The 19,381-nt window shown below is 36.5% G+C and carries 15 protein-coding genes and 1 pseudogene; 3 read left to right on the top strand and 13 right to left on the bottom strand.

The window, feature by feature from the left end; genetic code table 11:
• Nucleotides 1–10: 10 nt before the first annotated feature.
• Entirely contained in the window at nt 11–931 is a 921-nt protein-coding gene (gene xerD / locus D1B17_RS06925) for a site-specific tyrosine recombinase XerD (protein ID WP_205880145.1), read from the bottom strand.
• A gap of 12 nt (nt 932–943) precedes the next feature.
• A complete protein-coding gene (locus D1B17_RS06930; RefSeq protein ID WP_120142386.1) occupies nt 944–1,813 on the bottom strand; it encodes a CvfB family protein in 870 nt (289 codons plus the stop codon).
• 366 nt (nt 1,814–2,179) lie between these two features.
• Between D1B17_RS06930 and D1B17_RS06935 the strand changes: the two genes are divergently transcribed.
• Nucleotides 2,180–3,301, top strand: coding sequence for an NAD(P)-dependent alcohol dehydrogenase (locus D1B17_RS06935; protein ID WP_120142385.1), 1,122 nt, complete (start codon nt 2,180–2,182; stop codon nt 3,299–3,301).
• 229 nt (nt 3,302–3,530) lie between these two features.
• On the top strand, nt 3,531–3,950 hold the full coding sequence (locus D1B17_RS06940; RefSeq protein WP_120142384.1) for a hypothetical protein: 420 nt from the start codon (nt 3,531–3,533) through the stop codon (nt 3,948–3,950).
• A gap of 347 nt (nt 3,951–4,297) precedes the next feature.
• Here the strand turns inward: D1B17_RS06940 and D1B17_RS06945 are convergent, their stop codons facing one another.
• The 4 genes from D1B17_RS06945 to dnaE all read right to left on the bottom strand — a co-directional run bounded on the left by D1B17_RS06945 (nt 4,298) and on the right by dnaE (nt 11,790).
• Complete coding sequence (locus D1B17_RS06945; protein ID WP_120142383.1) at nt 4,298–5,113, bottom strand: DUF4931 domain-containing protein; 816 nt, start codon at nt 5,111–5,113, stop codon at nt 4,298–4,300.
• Nucleotides 5,114–5,567: 454 nt separating this feature from the next.
• A complete protein-coding gene (pyk, locus tag D1B17_RS06950) occupies nt 5,568–7,337 on the bottom strand; it encodes a pyruvate kinase (RefSeq protein WP_120142382.1) in 1,770 nt (589 codons plus the stop codon).
• Nucleotides 7,338–7,407: 70 nt separating this feature from the next.
• Complete coding sequence (pfkA, locus tag D1B17_RS06955) at nt 7,408–8,367, bottom strand: 6-phosphofructokinase (RefSeq protein ID WP_120142381.1); 960 nt, start codon at nt 8,365–8,367, stop codon at nt 7,408–7,410.
• 99 nt (nt 8,368–8,466) lie between these two features.
• A complete protein-coding gene (gene dnaE / locus D1B17_RS06960; protein WP_120142380.1) occupies nt 8,467–11,790 on the bottom strand; it encodes a DNA polymerase III subunit alpha in 3,324 nt (1,107 codons plus the stop codon).
• 93 nt (nt 11,791–11,883) lie between these two features.
• On the opposite strand from dnaE, the gene D1B17_RS06965 reads away from it, so the two are divergent.
• On the top strand, nt 11,884–12,090 hold the full coding sequence (locus tag D1B17_RS06965; RefSeq protein ID WP_120142379.1) for a YjzD family protein: 207 nt from the start codon (nt 11,884–11,886) through the stop codon (nt 12,088–12,090).
• Between the two features lie 811 nt (nt 12,091–12,901).
• Here D1B17_RS06965 and D1B17_RS06970 read toward each other — a convergent pair.
• The 7 genes and pseudogenes from D1B17_RS06970 to obgE all read right to left on the bottom strand — a co-directional run bounded on the left by D1B17_RS06970 (nt 12,902) and on the right by obgE (nt 19,269).
• Nucleotides 12,902–13,636 (bottom strand): hypothetical protein, encoded by a 735-nt coding sequence (locus D1B17_RS06970; RefSeq protein ID WP_120142378.1) that lies wholly within the window; start codon nt 13,634–13,636, stop codon nt 12,902–12,904.
• Between the two features lie 60 nt (nt 13,637–13,696).
• Complete coding sequence (gene rpmF / locus D1B17_RS06975; protein ID WP_120142377.1) at nt 13,697–13,879, bottom strand: 50S ribosomal protein L32; 183 nt, start codon at nt 13,877–13,879, stop codon at nt 13,697–13,699.
• An 87-nt stretch (nt 13,880–13,966) separates the two neighbouring features.
• Entirely contained in the window at nt 13,967–14,281 is a 315-nt protein-coding gene (locus tag D1B17_RS06980; RefSeq protein ID WP_120142376.1) for a lipopolysaccharide assembly protein LapA domain-containing protein, read from the bottom strand.
• Nucleotides 14,282–14,293: 12 nt separating this feature from the next.
• Nucleotides 14,294–15,091 carry an SDR family NAD(P)-dependent oxidoreductase gene (locus D1B17_RS06985; RefSeq protein ID WP_120142375.1) on the bottom strand — a complete coding sequence of 266 codons (798 nt, stop codon included), beginning with the start codon at nt 15,089–15,091 and terminating at the stop codon, nt 14,294–14,296.
• A gap of 15 nt (nt 15,092–15,106) precedes the next feature.
• On the bottom strand, nt 15,107–16,033 hold the full coding sequence (rnz, locus tag D1B17_RS06990) for a ribonuclease Z (RefSeq protein ID WP_120142374.1): 927 nt from the start codon (nt 16,031–16,033) through the stop codon (nt 15,107–15,109).
• Nucleotides 16,034–16,047: 14 nt separating this feature from the next.
• Nucleotides 16,048–17,975 (bottom strand): annotated as a pseudogene (locus tag D1B17_RS06995) (acyltransferase family protein).
• A gap of 13 nt (nt 17,976–17,988) precedes the next feature.
• Entirely contained in the window at nt 17,989–19,269 is a 1,281-nt protein-coding gene (gene obgE, locus D1B17_RS07000) for a GTPase ObgE (RefSeq protein WP_205880164.1), read from the bottom strand.
• Between the last annotated feature and the right edge of the window lie 112 nt (nt 19,270–19,381).

The following is a 19,381-nucleotide window of genomic DNA, read 5'->3' on the forward strand; positions in this document are numbered from 1 at the left end:
GACTCTCCTCCTAAGCACGTGGAAATGATTCATTATACACTTGTTTCATATGTGTTTTGTTAACGTGCGTGTAAATTTGGGTAGTCGAAATGTCAGAGTGCCCCAATAATTCTTGAACAACTCTCAAATCGGCGCCATTTTCTAATAAATTAGTCGCAAATGAATGCCGCAAAGTGTGCGGTGTGACATCTTTTTTTATCCCAACCTGGGCGATATACTTTTTAATCATTCGCCAAATAGATTGTCGGGTTAGCTTTTTGCCACGGAAATTCAAAAAGACTTCTTTTTGGGGACCATACTCGGCCACCAATTCTGCCCGTGTTTCCGCAAAATACTTCTTTAACCAAGCAATCGCTGTATCACCAATTGGCAACAACCGTTCTTTATCACCTTTACCTAATGTCTTAATTAACTTCAAGTCCAAATGTAAATCATCCATACTTAAATTAACTAGTTCACTGACACGCAATCCGGTTGCATACATGACTTCAAAAATGGTCCGGTCACGTACACCAAGAGAAGTTGATACATCAGGTGATTCAATCAAGGAGTTAACTTCGTCCATTGATAAAACAACTGGCAAATGTGTCCCTTTTTTAGGAGCATCCAGCTCATTCATCGGATTGACTTTAACCTTGTCAACAATTTCCATCCACTGATAAAACTTACGTAGTGAAGAGAACATCCGCATTTGGGAGGTCTTTGACTTATTCATTTTATCTTGCTCGGCAAAAAATTGCGTTACTACAAAGTGATCTTCCGGATAAAATTTAATCTGTCTCTTTTCCAAAAAACTACTAAATTCTAAGATATCTGTCTGATATGAAATAATCGTATTTTTTGATAATCCCCGATCTAAGCGTAAATAACGCGCATAATCGGCAATCATATCAATCATAACTTGATTTTTGATAGATAATTTATCACTCATAAATTATCACCTCTATTTTAGATACGTGTAGCCATCTTTTTGCTCAATTTTACGTTGTTTCATCAAATTACCGAGCGCACGTTTAAAGCTACCCTTACTAATACCAAAATATTCACGGATTTCATCTGGATCACTCTTGTCAGTATAGGGCATCTTATTGTCACGTGAATGCTCTAAAACAGCCACGATCATCTGTGCATCGGGAGTAATTTCTTCATAAGCGCGAGGCTTCATTGATAAGTTTAAACGTCTGTGACTTGAACCAATGACCCGTGCTTTGACATGTTGTCCAATATGCAAAGGTTGACCTTGCTCAGTCTTATGAATGAAAGCCATGTAATAACTGTCAGTCATAACAAAAGCTCCAGATTCACGAATGGCAATAACTGTTCCCTCTTCATCTTTATTCAACAAAGTTTTCATTTCACGTTCGGGACTACGAGCAATTTGGGTGTAAAGCTCAATATCGGCTAATTTCCCCCATAAACGACCCTTATGATCAATTTCTAACTTAACCATCAAGTTATCGCCCTTTTTAGGCCATTCATTATGTTCAAGTGGTAAATCATCCAAAGAAACTACAAAGTCTTTATCTTCCAAACCAACATTAACAAAAACACCTAAGTCAGTTCGAACATCTGTTACTTCCGCAAAATCCCAAACACCTTGTGTAATAAAAGGCATAACGGTTGTCATTTTATTTTTGTGAGCTTGATTTTCATATACAAAACCAGCAACTTCATCGCCAAGTTCTGGTATTTCAGTTAATTCATTAAGATCTAAAGCAAACGTGTATCCTTCGATTTGAACAAATGCTTCATCTTTATTAAGGTCAGTTACTGTACCAGACAATACTTGACCGTATAATTCTGTTATATCCATTTTTCACCATACTCTTTTGTATTTAACGTGTTGTGCCAGTTCATATATTTCATAATTTAATGAATTTGAAATAAACAAAAGGTTACAATTAATCGTTATTTGCACTGAAAAACTAGCCTGAAAGAGCAAGCAATATCTAACAAGCACAACATGTTATTTAATCAGTATATATCTTACCGTATTTGAACGTTACATAAAACTTATTTCGACGTTAATTTGAAATTAATTTTCGACAATTTTTCAATAATATTTATAAAATTTAGCTTTTTTAAAAATACAAGATTGAATTTAGTTATTATTAGTGAAATAATTTTCACCGTGGTAAACGTTTTCAATATATTATTTATCCAGAGAGAGGGATTTTGTATGAGAATTAAAGCTGCTGTTGTTGATAAAGTAAATGATCCATTTGTAATTAAGGATGATGTCGAATTGGCTGATATGACTGACGACGGTTTACAAGTTAAAGTCGTTGCTTCAGGTATTTGCCATTCTGATGAAGCTTTGCGTAAAGGTGATGCCGCCTTTAACTTCCCTGTTGTTCTTGGACATGAGGGTTCAGGAATCGTCGAAAAAGTTGGTAAAAACGTTACAAACTTCAAACCTGGCGACCACATTATCATGTCATTTTATTCATGTGGTGAATGTGACAATTGTTTAAAGGGTAAACCTACACAATGTCGTAAATATGCCGCTTCAAACTTATCAGGTACTCGTCCTGATGGCTCTGATCACTTCACAGAAGATGGCCATCACGTTAGCGATATGTTCAATCAATCTTCCTTCACTACTCACACTGTTATTGATAAACGTAACGCTGTGAAAGTCCCTAAGGATCTTGATTTGAGAAAACTCGGACCTCTAGGTTGTGGCTACGTAACTGGTAGTGGTACTGTCTTCAATACACTTCAACCAAAGCCTGGTGATACGATTGCTGTCTTTGGTACCGGAGCTGTCGGACTTGCCGCTATGATGGCTGGTAAGATTTCTGGCTGTGTTAACGTCATTGCCGTTGATATCGTTGACTCACGTTTGGAATTAGCCAAGAAAATGGGCGCTACTGACATCATTAATAGTAAGAATGAAGATCCAGTTGCCGCTATTAAGAAAATCACAGGTGGTCTAGGAGTTGACTGGGCTGTTGATACAACTGGTGTTGCCGCAGTAATGAAAGATTCTATTGCCGCATTAACACAAGGTGGTACATCAGCTACAATTGCTGTCACACCACACAATATCGAAATCAGCACTTGGAATGATCTTTGTGTTGATGACAAAAAGATTGTTGGTGTAAATATGGGTGATTCAATTCCTCAAGTTGACATTCCACGTTTAATCAAATTCTATCAAATGGGCGTCTTCCCATTCGATTTAACTGAAAAGTTCTATGACTTTGATCAAATCAACGAAGCCGACGCTGATTCTGTCAGTGGTAAAACAATCAAACCTATTTTGATTATCGATAAAGACTACAAACCAGAAGACTAATTAACAATAATTTTTAAATATTAAGACAAATGAAGCCAGTAATCCGATTTTGGATTGCTGGCTCCATTTTGTTTTAAGCGGAAAAAGCTAGGCTTTGTTCCACGTTTATGCTGCGATATAAAGTATGTTGGGAGTGACAAATTGTTGGTATTCACAAATAAAATATGATTAAATACTCTCAAGTCAATTGTTGACTGGCTTTTATAAATATTTTATGGAGGAATTTTTCATGAAAAGCATGAAGAATTTAACATTTGCACTCTTAATTTTTTCCTTACCACTAACTGCCCTGCCATTAACAACTAATACCACTGTTTTGGCACAAGCAAGTTCAAAAAAGGCTGAGAAACATACATATACTGGTAATGGATCGGTCAAAAAGATTTCTAAAACCGCCTATCACTCTAAGGATTCAAAGGGTAATCTGTATTCAGCACTATTTATGGCAGATAAGCCAACCGTTGAATTGACTAGGAAAACTACTCTAGATAAGTACCGAACTACTTGGTATGCGACTAAAGAAATGTCAGTTCGTGTTGATAAACATCATTCTCGCACTTACTATTACGTTACTTCGAGTGACAAAAAAGTTTCTGGTTGGACGTGGAGTGGTTATTTAACTAAGGGAATTTTCAAGTCAGCTGACTAGTTTTGAGTTTGAACATATATGATTTCAAATATTAAGGTAAAAGGCTTCGGTGATTTATTTTTAGATTGCGGGAGTCTTTTTGTCTGTAAAAAAAGATTTCTATATTCTACACATTTATGCTACCCTCCACTTTTGATTTGAGTTATGCTGTTTTTCGTTCTTTTTTATTTTTACGGTTATGTTTTCGTAAAACATTTTATTTCACACTTGCTATTCAAGCACTAGGTTACATAACATTTCTACTCCGAAGTAAATAAAAAAGACTAAATATTTTTATCTAGGCATATATCCTAGAAAAATACTTAACCTCTTAATTATTTTAGTTTACATTTAACATAATATGGAACTTAATCATCTAATTCATTAATTTCGTCAGATTGGACCTCATTCTGTAATTTTTTCAACAGAACTTCCGCAATGCCTCTAACCTGCTTATCACCATCACGTTGCGATAATCTATATCCTACAAAATATGGAGAAACTACGTATCTAGCGGTCAACTTACAAATTATTTTTCTACCTTCTCGATAAAAGAAAATATTGTAAGAATCAAATTTTCCCCCGTAAAAGTCGTCTAAAATATACTTTACAGTCACCCGAGCAAATTCGGCCAAATCATCTAAATATTGCGGATTATTAATAATAATATTAAATTCGACAAACCCCATTACCGGCTTTTCCGAAATATTCACATTGATATGCTTATTCTCAAAAACGTTCATTCCTGTAAAGTTCTCGGGCTCAACGTGTTTATAACCATCAACCTTGTCTAAACCGATAATTTGAAAATGTGGATGACGTAAGGAACCGCCAGACATTGGACCAAAGTTTTTATACATTAAAACACTCGTATATTTCTTAGTCTGAATCATTTCATTCCAGCAATGATAAATATATTCAAACACTTCCCGATTTTTAGCAACCGAATAATTTGAAATATCACCATCATGATTATGCGATTCAATCACAATAGTCTGATTAGTACCCTTCAACGTCTTAAATTTATTCTCTAGCCAAATCATATCGTTCTTTTGATCAATGATATTAGTTAAATGTTCTGTGTCGCAAAACGGACAGTAATTAGCTTTCTTAGTATGTTGAACATCTCTTGGTTTTCCCTTAGCCTGCTCAATCTCAAAAACAAGGACATCTTTATTCGACAAAATTACACCTCAAAAATTTAATTTTTATCTTTAATTAATTCGTTCATTATAGATTAACACTGAAAATTTAATAACTAAAGACTAAGAAGTATCAAATATGCTCTAAAGCTTGATACCACTTTTCGATACGATAACATCAATAGTCACACCATAAAAAACTTTAGTTATCTAAAACAAACAATAAACCAGCCGGAAAGAACAAAAATTTAGGTCGCTGTGAAGGTGACGTTAGCGCTTCAGCGCTTACACCACGGGCAAGTTTTGAGATTCGCGCACTTTGCGAAGCTCAAAATTGAGACTGGAGACCTTGGCTCCAGTCGGTCCCCACAGCGACCTAAATTTTTTGTTCTTGGAGGCGAAACCGCATATTTAAGCACAAAAAAACTGAAAGAAACTCGTCAGTTTCTCTCAGTTTAATTATGTTTTAAATCATTTTAAAATTTATTGTTAAAAATTAAAGTGAACGTGAAGCACCTTTGTAAACAACACCACGTCTTGAATCAACAGTAACAGTGTCACCATCGTTAACAAGGTTTGTAGCATTCTTAGCACCAACAACTACAGGTAGACCCATAGCAATACCAACAACAGCAGCGTGTGAAGTTAGACCACCGTTTTCAACAACAACGGCACTAGCTTTTTCAAGAGCTGGTAGGTAATCTTTGTCAGTCATTTCTGTAACAAGGATGTCGCCTTCATTGATCTTCTTGTTTGCTTCTTCAGCTGAGTGAGCAACTACAACGTTACCAACAACTGATTCTTCACCAACACCTTGGCCTTTAACCAATGTTGAACCGATCAATTGAACCTTCATCAAGTTAGTTGTACCACTTTCACCGACAGGAACACCGGCAACAACAAGAATCAAATCGCCTTCCTTGGCAAAGCCAAGTTCTTGAGCTTTCTTAGCAGCAAGGTCGAACATTTCATCAGTGTTTTCTGGCTTGTCAACGATAACTGGATCAACACCCCAGTTAACTGTCAAACCACGTTGTGTAGTTTCGTCAAATGTAAGAGCCAAAATATCAGCACTTGGACGGTACTTAGAAATCATACGAGCTGTGTAACCACTCTTAGTTGCAGTAACAATTGTGTTAATGTGTAGTTCTTCAGCAGTTCTAACAACTGATTCACCGATTGATTCTGTAACGTTTGAACCCTTGTAATCTTCGAATCTTTGGATTGCAAGTGAGTTATTCTTGTCTAATTGTTGTTCTGTACGTTCGTCGATACGAGCCATAGCAGCAACAGCTTCAACAGGGTAATCACCGTTAGCACTTTCACCTGAAAGCATTGTAGCATCTGTACCATCAAGAACAGAGTTAGCAACATCAGTAACTTCGGCACGTGTAGGACGTGGGTTTTCTTGCATTGAATCAAGCATTTGTGTAGCTGTGATAACTGGCTTACCAAGAGCGTTACACTTCTTGATCAAGCTCTTTTGTACGAATGGTACGTTTTCAAATGGAATTTCAACACCCATGTCACCACGAGCAATCATCAAACCATCTGATACTTGAAGGATAGAATCGATGTTGTCGATACCTTCTTGTGATTCAATCTTAGGGAAGATTTGTACGTATTCACAATGTTTTTCTTCAAGGATTTCACGAATATCTAGGACATCTTGAGCTTTACGAACGAATGAAGCTGAGATGAAGTTGATACCTTCTTCAAGACCGAAACGAATATCATCAGAATCTTTTTCTGTGATACCTGGTAGACGAACTTCAACACCAGGAGCATTGATACTCTTTCTTGAACCAATCATACCGTCGTTTTGAACAACAGTAACTAATTCACGGTTCTTGTCATCTTTTTCAGTAATCTTCAAATCAACAAGACCATCATCGATTAATACGTGACCACCAACATGTGTATCATCGTATAGACCAGGATAAGTTGAAGCAATCTTTTCTGGTGTACCTGTCAATGAGTCATCCATTGAGATACGGATTGTTTGACCAATCTTAGCTTCGAACTTGCCGCCTTCTTGAACGGTTGTACGAATTTCAGCACCCTTAGTATCTAGAACGATACCAACAGTCTTACCAGTAATCTTTTCAGCTTCGTGTACCATTTCCATACGAGCTTTGTGTTCTGGGTGATCACCATGTGAGAAGTTGAAACGGAAGATGTTAGCTCCGGCTTCAATTAGCTTAACGATTGTGTCAACATCGTTACTGGCAGGTCCAAGTGTACTTACAATTTTAGTTCTTTTCATCGAGAATCCCCTTTTCTTGTCTTAAATTCCAAGTTCATTGTAACAAATAAAAACTTTCTATGCTTTAAAATTATCTATTTAAAGATTCATTTAAATCATAGAGTGATAAATCAGGTTTGTGCTTGCTGTCAAATAAATCAAGAATATCATGAGAAGTAAGCTTGTTGTTTTCGATACCAACAGCCAAACCACCTTTTCCATCAAGTAATAGGTCAACCGCATAGGCACCCATCTTACTTGCTAGAACACGATCTTGAACAGTTGGTGAACCACCACGTTGAATATGTCCAAGAACAGTAGCACGTGAATCGAAATCACCATACTTATCTAATTCTTTCTTGAAGTCTCCGGCATGCATAACACCTTCGGCCAAAACAATGATCATGTTCTTGTTACCATGTTCACGACCAACTTTAACTTCTTCAGCAATTTCTTTGATGTCAAAGTCATGTTCTGGAACGATGATCTTTTGAGCACCACCAGCAACACCAGCCCAAAGAGCTACGTCACCAGCGCCTCTACCCATTACTTCAACAATAAATGTTCTTCCATGGGAGCTAGCAGTATCATGCAACTTATCAATGGCATCAACAGCAGTAGATACGGCTGTATCAAAACCAATTGTAAAGTCTGTGAATGGAATATCATTATCAATTGTTCCTGGTAGTCCGATTGCATTATAACCATGTTCAGTTAAACGCAATGCACCATGGTAAGAACCATCTCCACCGATAACAACCAATGCATCAATTCCAAATTTCTTTAATTGCTCAATACCCTTTAATTGACCTTCTACGTTAGCAAATTCAGGATATCTTGCAGAATACAAGAAAGTACCACCACGTTGAATACGGTCAGATACGTCGTCACTTGTTAATGGAAAAATATCCCCAGCAACAAGTCCAGCATATCCATAATTGATACCAAACACTTCGAGACCATTGTCAATGGCTCTACGTGTGACTGCTCTGATAGCAGCGTTCATACCAGGGGCGTCTCCACCACTGGTTAAAATACCAATACGCTTCATTTGTTCACACTCCAAAATTATTTGTTTCTAAAACAAAACCTAATCAAATATAACATTTTTACTGATTAGTTTGTAGAGCTGAAAACGTTTTAAGATAAATTAATCACTTTTTTTTAGCAAAACACTTCTTTTTCCTAAGAACATTTCCAATTTGCTCTGAACATCACCATTAAAATCTATCCAATGGTTCGACTTCAATAGTAACGCTTGCTTCTTTTTTTCTCGATAGACAATAACTGGCATTTGTCCTCTTGAACTTTCAATAATTCGATATAATTGTTCGAGGTTTTCCGGTGTATCCAAGCTTTTGGAAACTTTCAAATATAATTTTTCACTCGGTAATTGGACGGTATACTGCTTAGGATCAGACAATCTGTCTGCAATTAACTCCAATTCTCCTCGTTTGCCCATATTAGGACGACCGACGAATAAGAAAATTTTACCATCCAGTTCCATTTCCTCAATTTTTTGGAATAATTTAGGGAAAATTGTCACTGATATACTACCAGTTTCATCTTCAATCGTCATGAAACACATGCGTTGACCCTTTTTAGTTCGAATTACTCGGAGGTTTTTAACTAACCCCAAAACATTAATAACTTGATTTTGGTGACTCGCTAATTCCGAAATCTTAATCGTCCTCAAATCAAGCAACCGACTCCGATATTTTTCAACCGGATGACCTGAGACATAAACTCCCAGATAAGTTTTTTCCTGATTCAACCGTTCCGTTAAAGTAAAGTCATCCACCTGGTGTTTTTTAGGATCAAGTACATCAAATAGTGATAAATTACTTCCCGCTAACTGAATGCTCTCAATCAAATCACGAAAATCATATAGCAACTCTTTACGATTTCGATTAAAAGTATCAAACGTTCCTGACAAGATCATTGGCTCTAAATAATCAGTCTTCACAAACCGACGGTCAATTCGTTGTAGAAAATTCAACGGACTAGTATACTCGCCATTCTTTTGTCGTTCTTCAATGATATTAGTTGCTAAGTCTCGGCGCATCCCCTTGATACTCAACAATCCAAACCGAATGGACTTCTCATGATCCACAAAATCATACTGGCTTTGATTAATATCAACATTGCGAATTTGGACCCGTGAATCTTTGGCATCTTGAATATACATCGTCACCTTAGTCTCATTATTCAAATTGGAATTTAACAGACAGGCAAAGAAAATATCTGGAAAATGTGTTTTGATATATGCCAACCAAAAAGCAATCATTGAATAGGCGACGGAATGGGACTTATTGAATCCATAGTTACCAAATTTTTCAATATACTGATAAACTTTTTCGGCTGATTTTTTATCATGACCTTGTGAGACTGCCCCATTGACAAATTTTTGCCGATTCTCTTCAATTAATTGCTCATTTTTTTTACTGATGGCTCGACGTAAAATATCGGCATCAGCTAAAGAAAAATTAGCCATTTCTGAAGATGCCTGCATAACTTGCTCTTGATAAACTAAAATGCCGTAAGTTGGTTTCAAAATCTTCTCTAACGATTTATCAGGATATGTAACCGGCTCTCGTCCATGTTTACGCGCAATAAAAGTCGAGATATTTTGCATTGGACCTGGACGATACAAAGCATTCGTAGCCACAATATCATCGAAACTGGTTGGAACTAACTGCCGCAGAACACTTCTAATACCGTTTGATTCAAATTGAAATACTCCATCAGTTGCACCACGTTGAAATAACGCCAAAGTTTTGGAATCATTCAGTGGAATTTTCTCCGGCACAAACTCTTTGCCATAACGCTTAGATATCGCTTGAATAGCTTTGTCTAAAATTGTTAAATTTTTCAAGCCTAAAAAGTCCATCTTCAACAAACCGACATTTTCAACATTATATTTCGTCTGTTGCGTTAAATTAATCCCGTCATCTTCAAGCTGAACTGCCACGATATCCGTCATATTTTTCTTACTAAGAACAATTCCGGCAGCATGAGTCGAATAGTGACGTGGAATCCCCTCGATTCGCTGTGCCACCTTAAAAATCAATTGATTTTCACGTGAATTATCAACTAAGCCACGCAAAGTGCTTGATTCATCAAATGATTCCTTCAAAGTAATGTTTAATTTTCGAGGAATTGCATTCGACCATTGAGAAATTTGAAATTGCGTTTGACTGAACGTTCGAGCAATATCACGTAAAGCCATTTTCGCTGCCAACGTGCCAAAGGTGATAATTTGTGCCATATGGTCAGAACCATATTTGTCATGCATATACATCACCATTTCATCACGACGATCATCTGGCAAATCCAAATCAATATCAGGCATATTTGCTCGTTGAGGATTCAAAAAACGTTCAAATAGTAAATCATACTTGATTGGATCCAACTGGGTAATGCCTAAGCAATATGACACTAATGAACCCGCTGCAGAACCACGTCCTGGGCCAGTCTTAATGCCAATTTCATGTGCGTGTTTGATTACATCCCAAACAATCAAAAAGTAGTCTGAGAAGCCCATTTTTTCAATAACAGACAGTTCATACTCCAACCGTTGCTGATAATCTGCTGGAATCTGGCCATTTAGACGCTTTTTCAATCCCTTAGTAGCAAGATCATGTAAAAACTGTTGCGAACTCACATCGTCTGGTGTTTCAAATTTAGGTAACTCAGTTTCTTGAAACTGTATTTCAACGTTACATTGATCAGCAATCTGCTTAGTATTGTCAATTGCCTCTGACATATCAACTTCGGCAAAATCACTGGCAAAACTACTAGCAGTCCGCAAATAATGGTCCCCGGTTTCGACAACTTGATCTAAACTTTCAAATCGTTGTCCTGTACGTAAATTATTGACTACTTGATATGCCAAATGATCATCTGCGTCAACATAGCGAACATCACCTAAAGCCGCTAGTGGTAATTGTTGTGTGCGAGCAACCATTCGAATATTTTTGACATTATCAATTTGACCAGCATAGAGACTGACACCTAAATAAAGTGAATCAGTATCAATCAATTGTTGTAGAGCCTTAACATATGGAGCAACTTCGACACTGAGTATTTCAGCATCACTAGCTGGTGTAATAATAAATAAATCTGACAACCAAGATTGCATCTCCGACAATGCAACTGGTTCTTTCTCAGACATAACTTTTGATGAAATTTTTATTAGATGCTGATAACCACTGTTATTCTTAGCCAATAACAGCAATGGATATTTATTCTCAACATCAATAATTCCCGCAGCCTCAATTGTTAAACCGATAATTGGTTTAATACCAATTTTTTTAGCATATTTATAAAAATCAATTGAACCATAAAGGTTATTGATATCTGTTAGAGCAATTGCTTCATAACCCCGAGCTTTAGCTTGATCAACCAACTCGGTCAACTTTGCGGGACTATGCAATAAACTAAAACTACTCATTACTTGTAGTTGTGCTTGCAATTTATCGCCCCCTTTGTTTAAAATTATATCAAAATCAAGTGAAAGTTTATTGGGTAAAATCCCCTTTTGTGCTAAACTACTTGAGAAAGTGAGATGGAAGAAATGAGATATATTGCTGTTATTTTCTGGTCTATCATGCTGGGACAAGTAGCCGGATTTATCGGTGGTGCTTTGAACCAACAAAAATTTAATTCAACTTACTCAATTATTGTAAGTATAGTATTTGCTATCATCTTCAGTGTAATTCCATTGATTCTAGATAGTGCTGTAAAAGATACTAAGAAGGAAAAGAACGCTTAATTAAGTTTAGGCGTTCTTTTTTATTACTAAAATACGCGTATATGCCGCCTCCAAGAGCAAGAAATTTAGGTCGCTATGGGGACCGATTCGAGCCGAAGAGAGGTCTCGAATCTCGCTTTTGAACCTCGCACAAAACGCGAGTTTCAAAAGTCGTCCCGTGGTGTAAGAGCTAAAGCTCTAACGCCACCTGCACAGCGGCCAAAATTTCTTGCTCTTTCCGGCTAGTTCATTGTTCGTTTTTAAATCAATGTTAAAATCATTTTACCATCAATGACTAGAATTATAGGATATAGAGCATGTTCTGAATCTTTTAACTTTAAAAGTTATTTCAATTCCATAATCAAAAATTCAACTAGCACAACAGGTACTAACATATAAATTATTACTGCCATCCCTAGATTTGGAGTGGTCCTTTGTTAATTTAGCTCTCTTACAAAACATATTTATTATCTAAAAGTTGAAAGATTCGAAATCCGTTTTAATCTTTAGTATTCTAATCATCATTGATACGAAAGTAGCTAATCTAAAAATGTGATGCTGATTCACGATTCATCAAAAATGAAGAACAACCCAGCCGGAAGGAGCCAGAAAATTAGATTGCTGTGAAAGTGGCGTTAGCACTTTAGTGCTTACACCACGAGACGAGTTTTGAAATTCGCGTACCTTGCGAAGTTCAAAATCGAGATTGGAGACCTTGGCTCCAATCGGTCCCCATAGCAACCTAATTTTCTGGCTCCTGGAGGCGACAACATCAATTTATCATCTAATCATAGAAAAGAGCCTCAGCAGATTTACGCTGAAGCTCTTTTTATTAATATTTAGTTATATATAGATAAAATTCTTTAGCTGATAAATTGATGTTAAAGTTCACACCATTTGAAGTAATTTGATTCATTGATGTCTTAGTAGAATTCTTGCTGGCATTCTTTGTTTGCTTAGCAAAATCCTTCAATACTTTTTCACCGTCGGCTCCAAGTAATTTCGAAGTAATCATTAAATCAGTCGCAAAATTCTTTTGACCAGTCTTAGATTTAAAATCATTATATGAAAACTTAGTTGCAATACCCATCAATTGATTGTTTTGAACATTGTAATACCACTTTGTTCCGTCAGTCTTTGTATGTGTGAACATCCCATCTTTACTGATCAATTGTAATTGGTCTGTGGGTTGTCCCATTGATAACAACGTATAGTTATACGTTTGAGCAAAAGTTAGGTAATTCTGCAATGCTCTAGCTTTCTTTACCTTCACTAACTTAGTTTCGACTTTATCACCATTAGTTGCCTTAATGCGGACATTTTGGTTCTTAGTTGAAACTGGTACTGAAATCGCAAAATGATTATCATCAACTGCAACTTTCTTAGTTTTACCTGCAACGGTATAAGTTAACTTCTTGTAGTTAGTCGCTTGACCTTTAACCACTGCAACTAATCCGTCAGCACTATATTCTTTGGATGTTGTTGATAGACTCATCTTCGAACAACCAGTTAGTAACAAAAAGAATAGCGGAATAAACATCAATAACATGTATTTCAGTTTCTTCATCGTCGTTACCCCATCTATTTAAAATATTAAAAAAAAGCCAAGTTAAACTTGACTTTTTCATTAAGCTTCTTTGCTATCGCTGATAACTTTTTCACCTTTGTACATACCTGATGGTGATACATGGTGACTCAAACGATATTCACCAGTAGCAACGTCGAATTGCATGTTTGGTGTACTTAACTTAAGATGTGCGCGTCTTTGGCGCTTTCTTTGTTTTGATGTTTTTCTCTTTGGAACAGCCATATTTAAAAACTCCTTTTATTTATTAACTCAATCAAATCTAACGTTTAATATAATACTATCATAAAAACGTTTGAGCAAGCAAATTTACTATTTAGTTTGCTTTTTTGCATTATTTTCTTTCAATGCATCGGCAATTTGGTTATCGTTTGACACTTTAACGCGGGAAATTTGTTTCTTTGCGTGACGATTAAAATCATCATCTTTTTTATTGCCAGTAGTAGCTAGTAATAACGTAATTACAGCTCCCAACAACAATGTAACGATAATTAAAATAATCAGTGGTAGTTTAATTCTTGTAAACCCAAAACTAACTGTCACCGGATTAACATTCAAAACAGCAAAGATAACTACGATCAACGCAATAACTAAGCCAATTACAAATCTTGATTGTTTACCCTTCATCTGAATCCTCCCCTATTTACGATTGCCCAATGTTGCAGCAAAATAATCTCCAAGATCTGGAGCTAATTTGTAAAGCACTGCTGCTAATTCCATATAACGTGGACGATTAATTTCACGTTTTTTACGGCCAAAAGTATTCACAATTTCCCATGCTAATCGATCAGGATCAAGGACAAAATATTTTACTGAATCAAGATAATTGCCTGAATGATCAGCCACATTGAAGAAATTAGTGTCCACAGGGCCAGGATTAACAGTTGTTACATAAACACCCATTGGTCTCAATTCAAGTCTGAGACCGTCTGAAAATGCGATCACAGCTGCCTTAGTAGCTGCATAGGCAGCAGACTTAGGTGTAGTGATCTTACCAGCCATTGAACCAACATTAATAATATGTCCACGACCGTTTTCAATCATACCTGATGCAACCAATCTTGTCATCAACATAAGTCCTAAAACATTCACACGGAACATTTTTTCGATCTTGTCAAAATCTGTTTCCATATAATTTGAAAAATCACCAAAGCCAGCCGCATTAACTAAAACGTCAATATCATCACTGATAGTAGCAATTTTCTCAACAGCAGCAGTAATTTGATCAGGATCACTCATATCAACTGACAAATATTCATGTTGAGCACTCTCAGCACCGACACGAATACATTCATTTCTAACTGCCTGTAATTTATCTTCACTACGGGCAATTAAAATCACATTAGCACCACATCTAGCGGCATTGACGGCAACATCTTTCCCAATACCAGATGATGCGCCTGTAACAATAACTGTTTGATTCAATAAATTAGTCATTATTCATCCTCTTTTCTAATTAAAAGGTACCTCGTACAAATCAAAATCACTAGCCACACGAGTATTTTTAAAAATCTTTTGTGCTTCTTTTTGAAGAATCAAAGCACCTCTACCCGTATATCTTGCAGAAATATGTGTCAAAATCAAACCTTTAGCATGACTTCTCTTAGCGACCTCAGCTGCTTGAGTAGCTGTTGAATGGTAATAATTGTACGCTAATTTCTTTTCAGCATTAGAAAAAGTTGACTCATGAACGATTACGTCCGCATCTTTCGATAGCTTATCGATCTCAGGTGTATAGCGTGTATCAGAAATGATTGTGACAACCTTGCTAGGTTTGTCAGGTCCAATAAAGTCTTTCCCATTCAACACGGTACCATTATCCAAAGTAACTTCCTTACCGGCCTTGAGTTGTCCGAAAATTGGTCCATTTGGAATATGATACTCTGCTAATTTATCAACTAATAATTCTCCAACACGTGGCTTTTCCACGACACGATAGCCAAAACAAGTTACTCGATGCTTTAATTTACCGGCATAAACGCTGAAAGTTTTATCATTGAAAATTTCGCCATCATTTTTAAGTTCGATATATTTGATCTGATAACCTAATCTACTACCAGTTACCTTCAAAGAAGTTTCAACATATTCTTTAATTCCGACAGGACCATAAATCTCCAATGGCGTATTACCACCTTGATTGGCCCGGCTAGCTAATAACCCTGGAAGTCCAAAAATATGATCACCATGTAAGTGAGTGATAAAAATCTTTGTTATCTTTCTTGGCTTAATTGCTGTTTTTAATATTTGATGCTGTGTAGCCTCACCAACGTCAAAAAGCCAAACTTCATTTCGTTCGTCCAGCATTTTTAATGCAGTACTCGAAACGTTGCGGCCCTTTGATGGAACTCCGGCACCAGTTCCTAAAAATTCTAACTCCATAAAAAAGTCCTATTCTATTTTTTGTCTAATGATTTCAAAATTTCTTTTGCGACAAATGCAGTATAGTACATTGATCCATCAGGATTTGGATGAACATCATCATCATAGAACCAGTCGGTATGACCTTGTGAATAATGATTCCAGTCAATAATAGTCAAATTCTTATACTTATTTGTTGCTTGAGACAAGACACCATTAACTGTCTTTTCCCATGGTCTTGTTGGTACGTGAACATTGATCCAGTAAACGTGACGCTTAGGACCAACTAATTTCATAATTTGACCAACTTGATCCATATTGAATGGTCCGTTAGTTCCTAAACCAATCATGACATTTGGTGCTAAGACACCTTGATCTTTATAGTTTTGTAACAGATCAACACTGGCACCCATTTGACGACTGACAGCGGCATCAATAATAACCTTCTTATCATCAAATAATTTCAAGAAATTATCGGAACCATCAGCCATAACTGAATCACCGACTGCAGTCAAAGGAACATCCTTTAGACGTTGCAAGTCAATTTGACTCAAACCATATTTTTCAAATTCAGTATTAACAGGGTGTTTCTTAGCAGCTTTCTTATAACGAGCATAATCAGCACTAGACATCTTACCAGTAGCATTCTTTTGCTCAGCTTTAGCCTTCTTCAAATTCTCAATGGCTTTTTGCTTCTTAGCCTTAGTAGCTTTTTCATTTTTAGTGATCTTATTAGCTAGAGCACTGTGGTTAACATTAGGCTTAGGAGCACTGACAGCTTTAACCACACCGTATGACCCTGTTAAACAAATGACAGCAATTACTAAAGCTAATACCCGTTGAACGGCAGTTGATGAGCGGAAAAACTTCTTGACATCACTCCACTTAGCATGAGCCAATGGTTGTTCAACATATCTGAATGAAAATTCAGTAACAAGCACGATCAAAATTACTTCAATCACAGGATAAAGCACCGGATGATCGGCAACATTTTTAAATCTTGACTCAAAGAAAATCATTACTGGAAATTGATACAAATAAAGTCCATAACTTCTTGTTCCAACATAATGGAAAACCTTATTTGATAACACACTATTCCAGAATGAATCAGGATGAGCTACTACCCCAATAAAGATACATGTCGTAATTGAAAAGATGAACATTCCACCACGATACAAGAATGGATCTGAATCTTTGATTGTAAAAATCATCAAAATCATTAGTGCAAATGACAATAATCCAACTAAGTTCAATTTTAATTTATCGGCTTTTTTGAGACCACTCTTTAATTTCTCAGCTGGCCAAATCAATGCCAGACCACAGCCAAGTAAAATTGAGAACAAACGTGTATCAGTACCATAGTATATACGACTAGGATCGACACCCGGCTTGAACAAAATTGCCATCCAAATGGCTGAAGCTACTGATAATACCATCGCAAATCCAAAAATTCGACTCTTTTTAACGCCATACTTAGCAAACAAAATTAACAAAATGGGCCAAATAATATAAAACTGACCTTCAATTGACAATGTCCACAAATGAGTAAATGGTGATTCATTATTAGCGAATCGTTCAAAATATGATTGACCGTTAAAAATTTGCCACCAGTTATAAACATTTAAAACGTTAGTTACAAATATTTGATCTAGATGATACAGCAACCCTTTTAAGAACATCACGATATATGCACCTGAGGCTAACAAAACAAACAGCATCCCCGGATACAATCGCTTAATTCTTTTAACATAAAAATTACTCAACGAGAATGAACCACCATAATCAACAGTGTTAAAAAAATGATCTGTGATTAAGTAACCTGATATAAGGAAGAAAATGGGTACACCCAGATATCCCCAGAGAATACATTAGGATTCAAGTGATACATAATGACCCCAATAACTCCTAATGTACGTAGTCCATCAAATCCAGTAATAAATCTTCTTTTTGGTGATTTATTCATTATCTTATTGCCCCTAAATAAATTCAAAAGTGAAATCGAGAATTGTTACTGAATCGCCTGATTCAGCACCTGCGTCGATTAATGCATCTTCAATACCCATAGATTTAAGTTGTCTAGCAAAACGCATAATTCCATCTTGGTGATCCAAATTAGTTCTTTGAAGAAGTAATTCGACTTTGGCACCCTTGACAACGAAGTCATGTTCGCCTTCTTTTTCAATGGTAAATGCTTTAGCTTCTGGTTCATAATTGTATTCTTTAGTCTCATCAGTTTGAACATCAAAGTGAATTGGTTCAGCGTTAGATAAGACTTCACTAGTATGATTCATCAATGCTTTCACACCAGTGTGTTGAATACTAGAAATTGGGAAAATATCAGCATCGTCTGGTAATTTCTCTTTGAATTCAGCCATACGTTCATCAGAACCAGGAATATCCAATTTAGTTGGAACAATGACTTCAGGACGTTTCAAGACGTTTTCGTCATAGTTACCTAATTCTTTTCTAATAGCTAAGTAGTCTTCGTATGGATCACGACCATTGTTAGGATCCATATCAACTAAGTGCAAAATAACTCGTGTGCGTTCAACGTGTCGTAAGAATTGAATTCCCAAACCAACACCGTTGGATGCACCTTCAATCAAACCAGGTAAATCGGCAATAACAAAGTCACGGCCGTCATCTAGTCTAACCATACCTAAATTAGGTGACAAAGTTGTAAAGTGATATGCCGCAATTTTAGGTCTAGCTGAAGTTGCAACTGATAATAAGGTTGATTTACCCACAGATGGGAACCCAACCAAACCAACATCAGCAATTAACTTCAATTCCAATTTAATACGTTTCTCTTGTCCAGGTTCACCATTTTCAGCTACTTCTGGAGCTTGATTCTTAGAATTAGCAAAGTGAATATTACCTCGTCCACCGTCGCCACCTTTAGCAACTACTAATTCTTGATTATTCTCAACTAAATCACCAATCAAACGACCAGTATCTTCATCATATACTGAAGTTCCTGTTGGAACTTTAATATAGACGGGATCAGCTTTGTGACCATACATCCCCTTGATTTGACCATTTTGACCAGGTTCAGCCTTGAAAATTCTCTTATATCTAAAGTCCATTAAGGTATTCATACCCTCATTTGCCTTTAAGATGATATCGCCACCGCGACCACCATCACCGCCGGAAGGTCCACCAAGTGGAACATATTTTTCATGACGAAAGGCCACAGCCCCGTCGCCACCCTTTCCGGATCTAACGGTGATTTTAACGTTATCTACAAACATTAAAATCCCCCTTTCTAAACTATAATTATCATTTCTAAATTTTAGCACAAAAACAGACTTCATAATACTTTGAACTCACATTCGTTGTCCAGTCTTTTATAAAAGTTTCGATATTTTT

Origin of the sequence: Companilactobacillus zhachilii (assembly GCF_003606365.2) — a bacterium.
Lineage (GTDB): Bacteria > Bacillota > Bacilli > Lactobacillales > Lactobacillaceae > Companilactobacillus > Companilactobacillus zhachilii.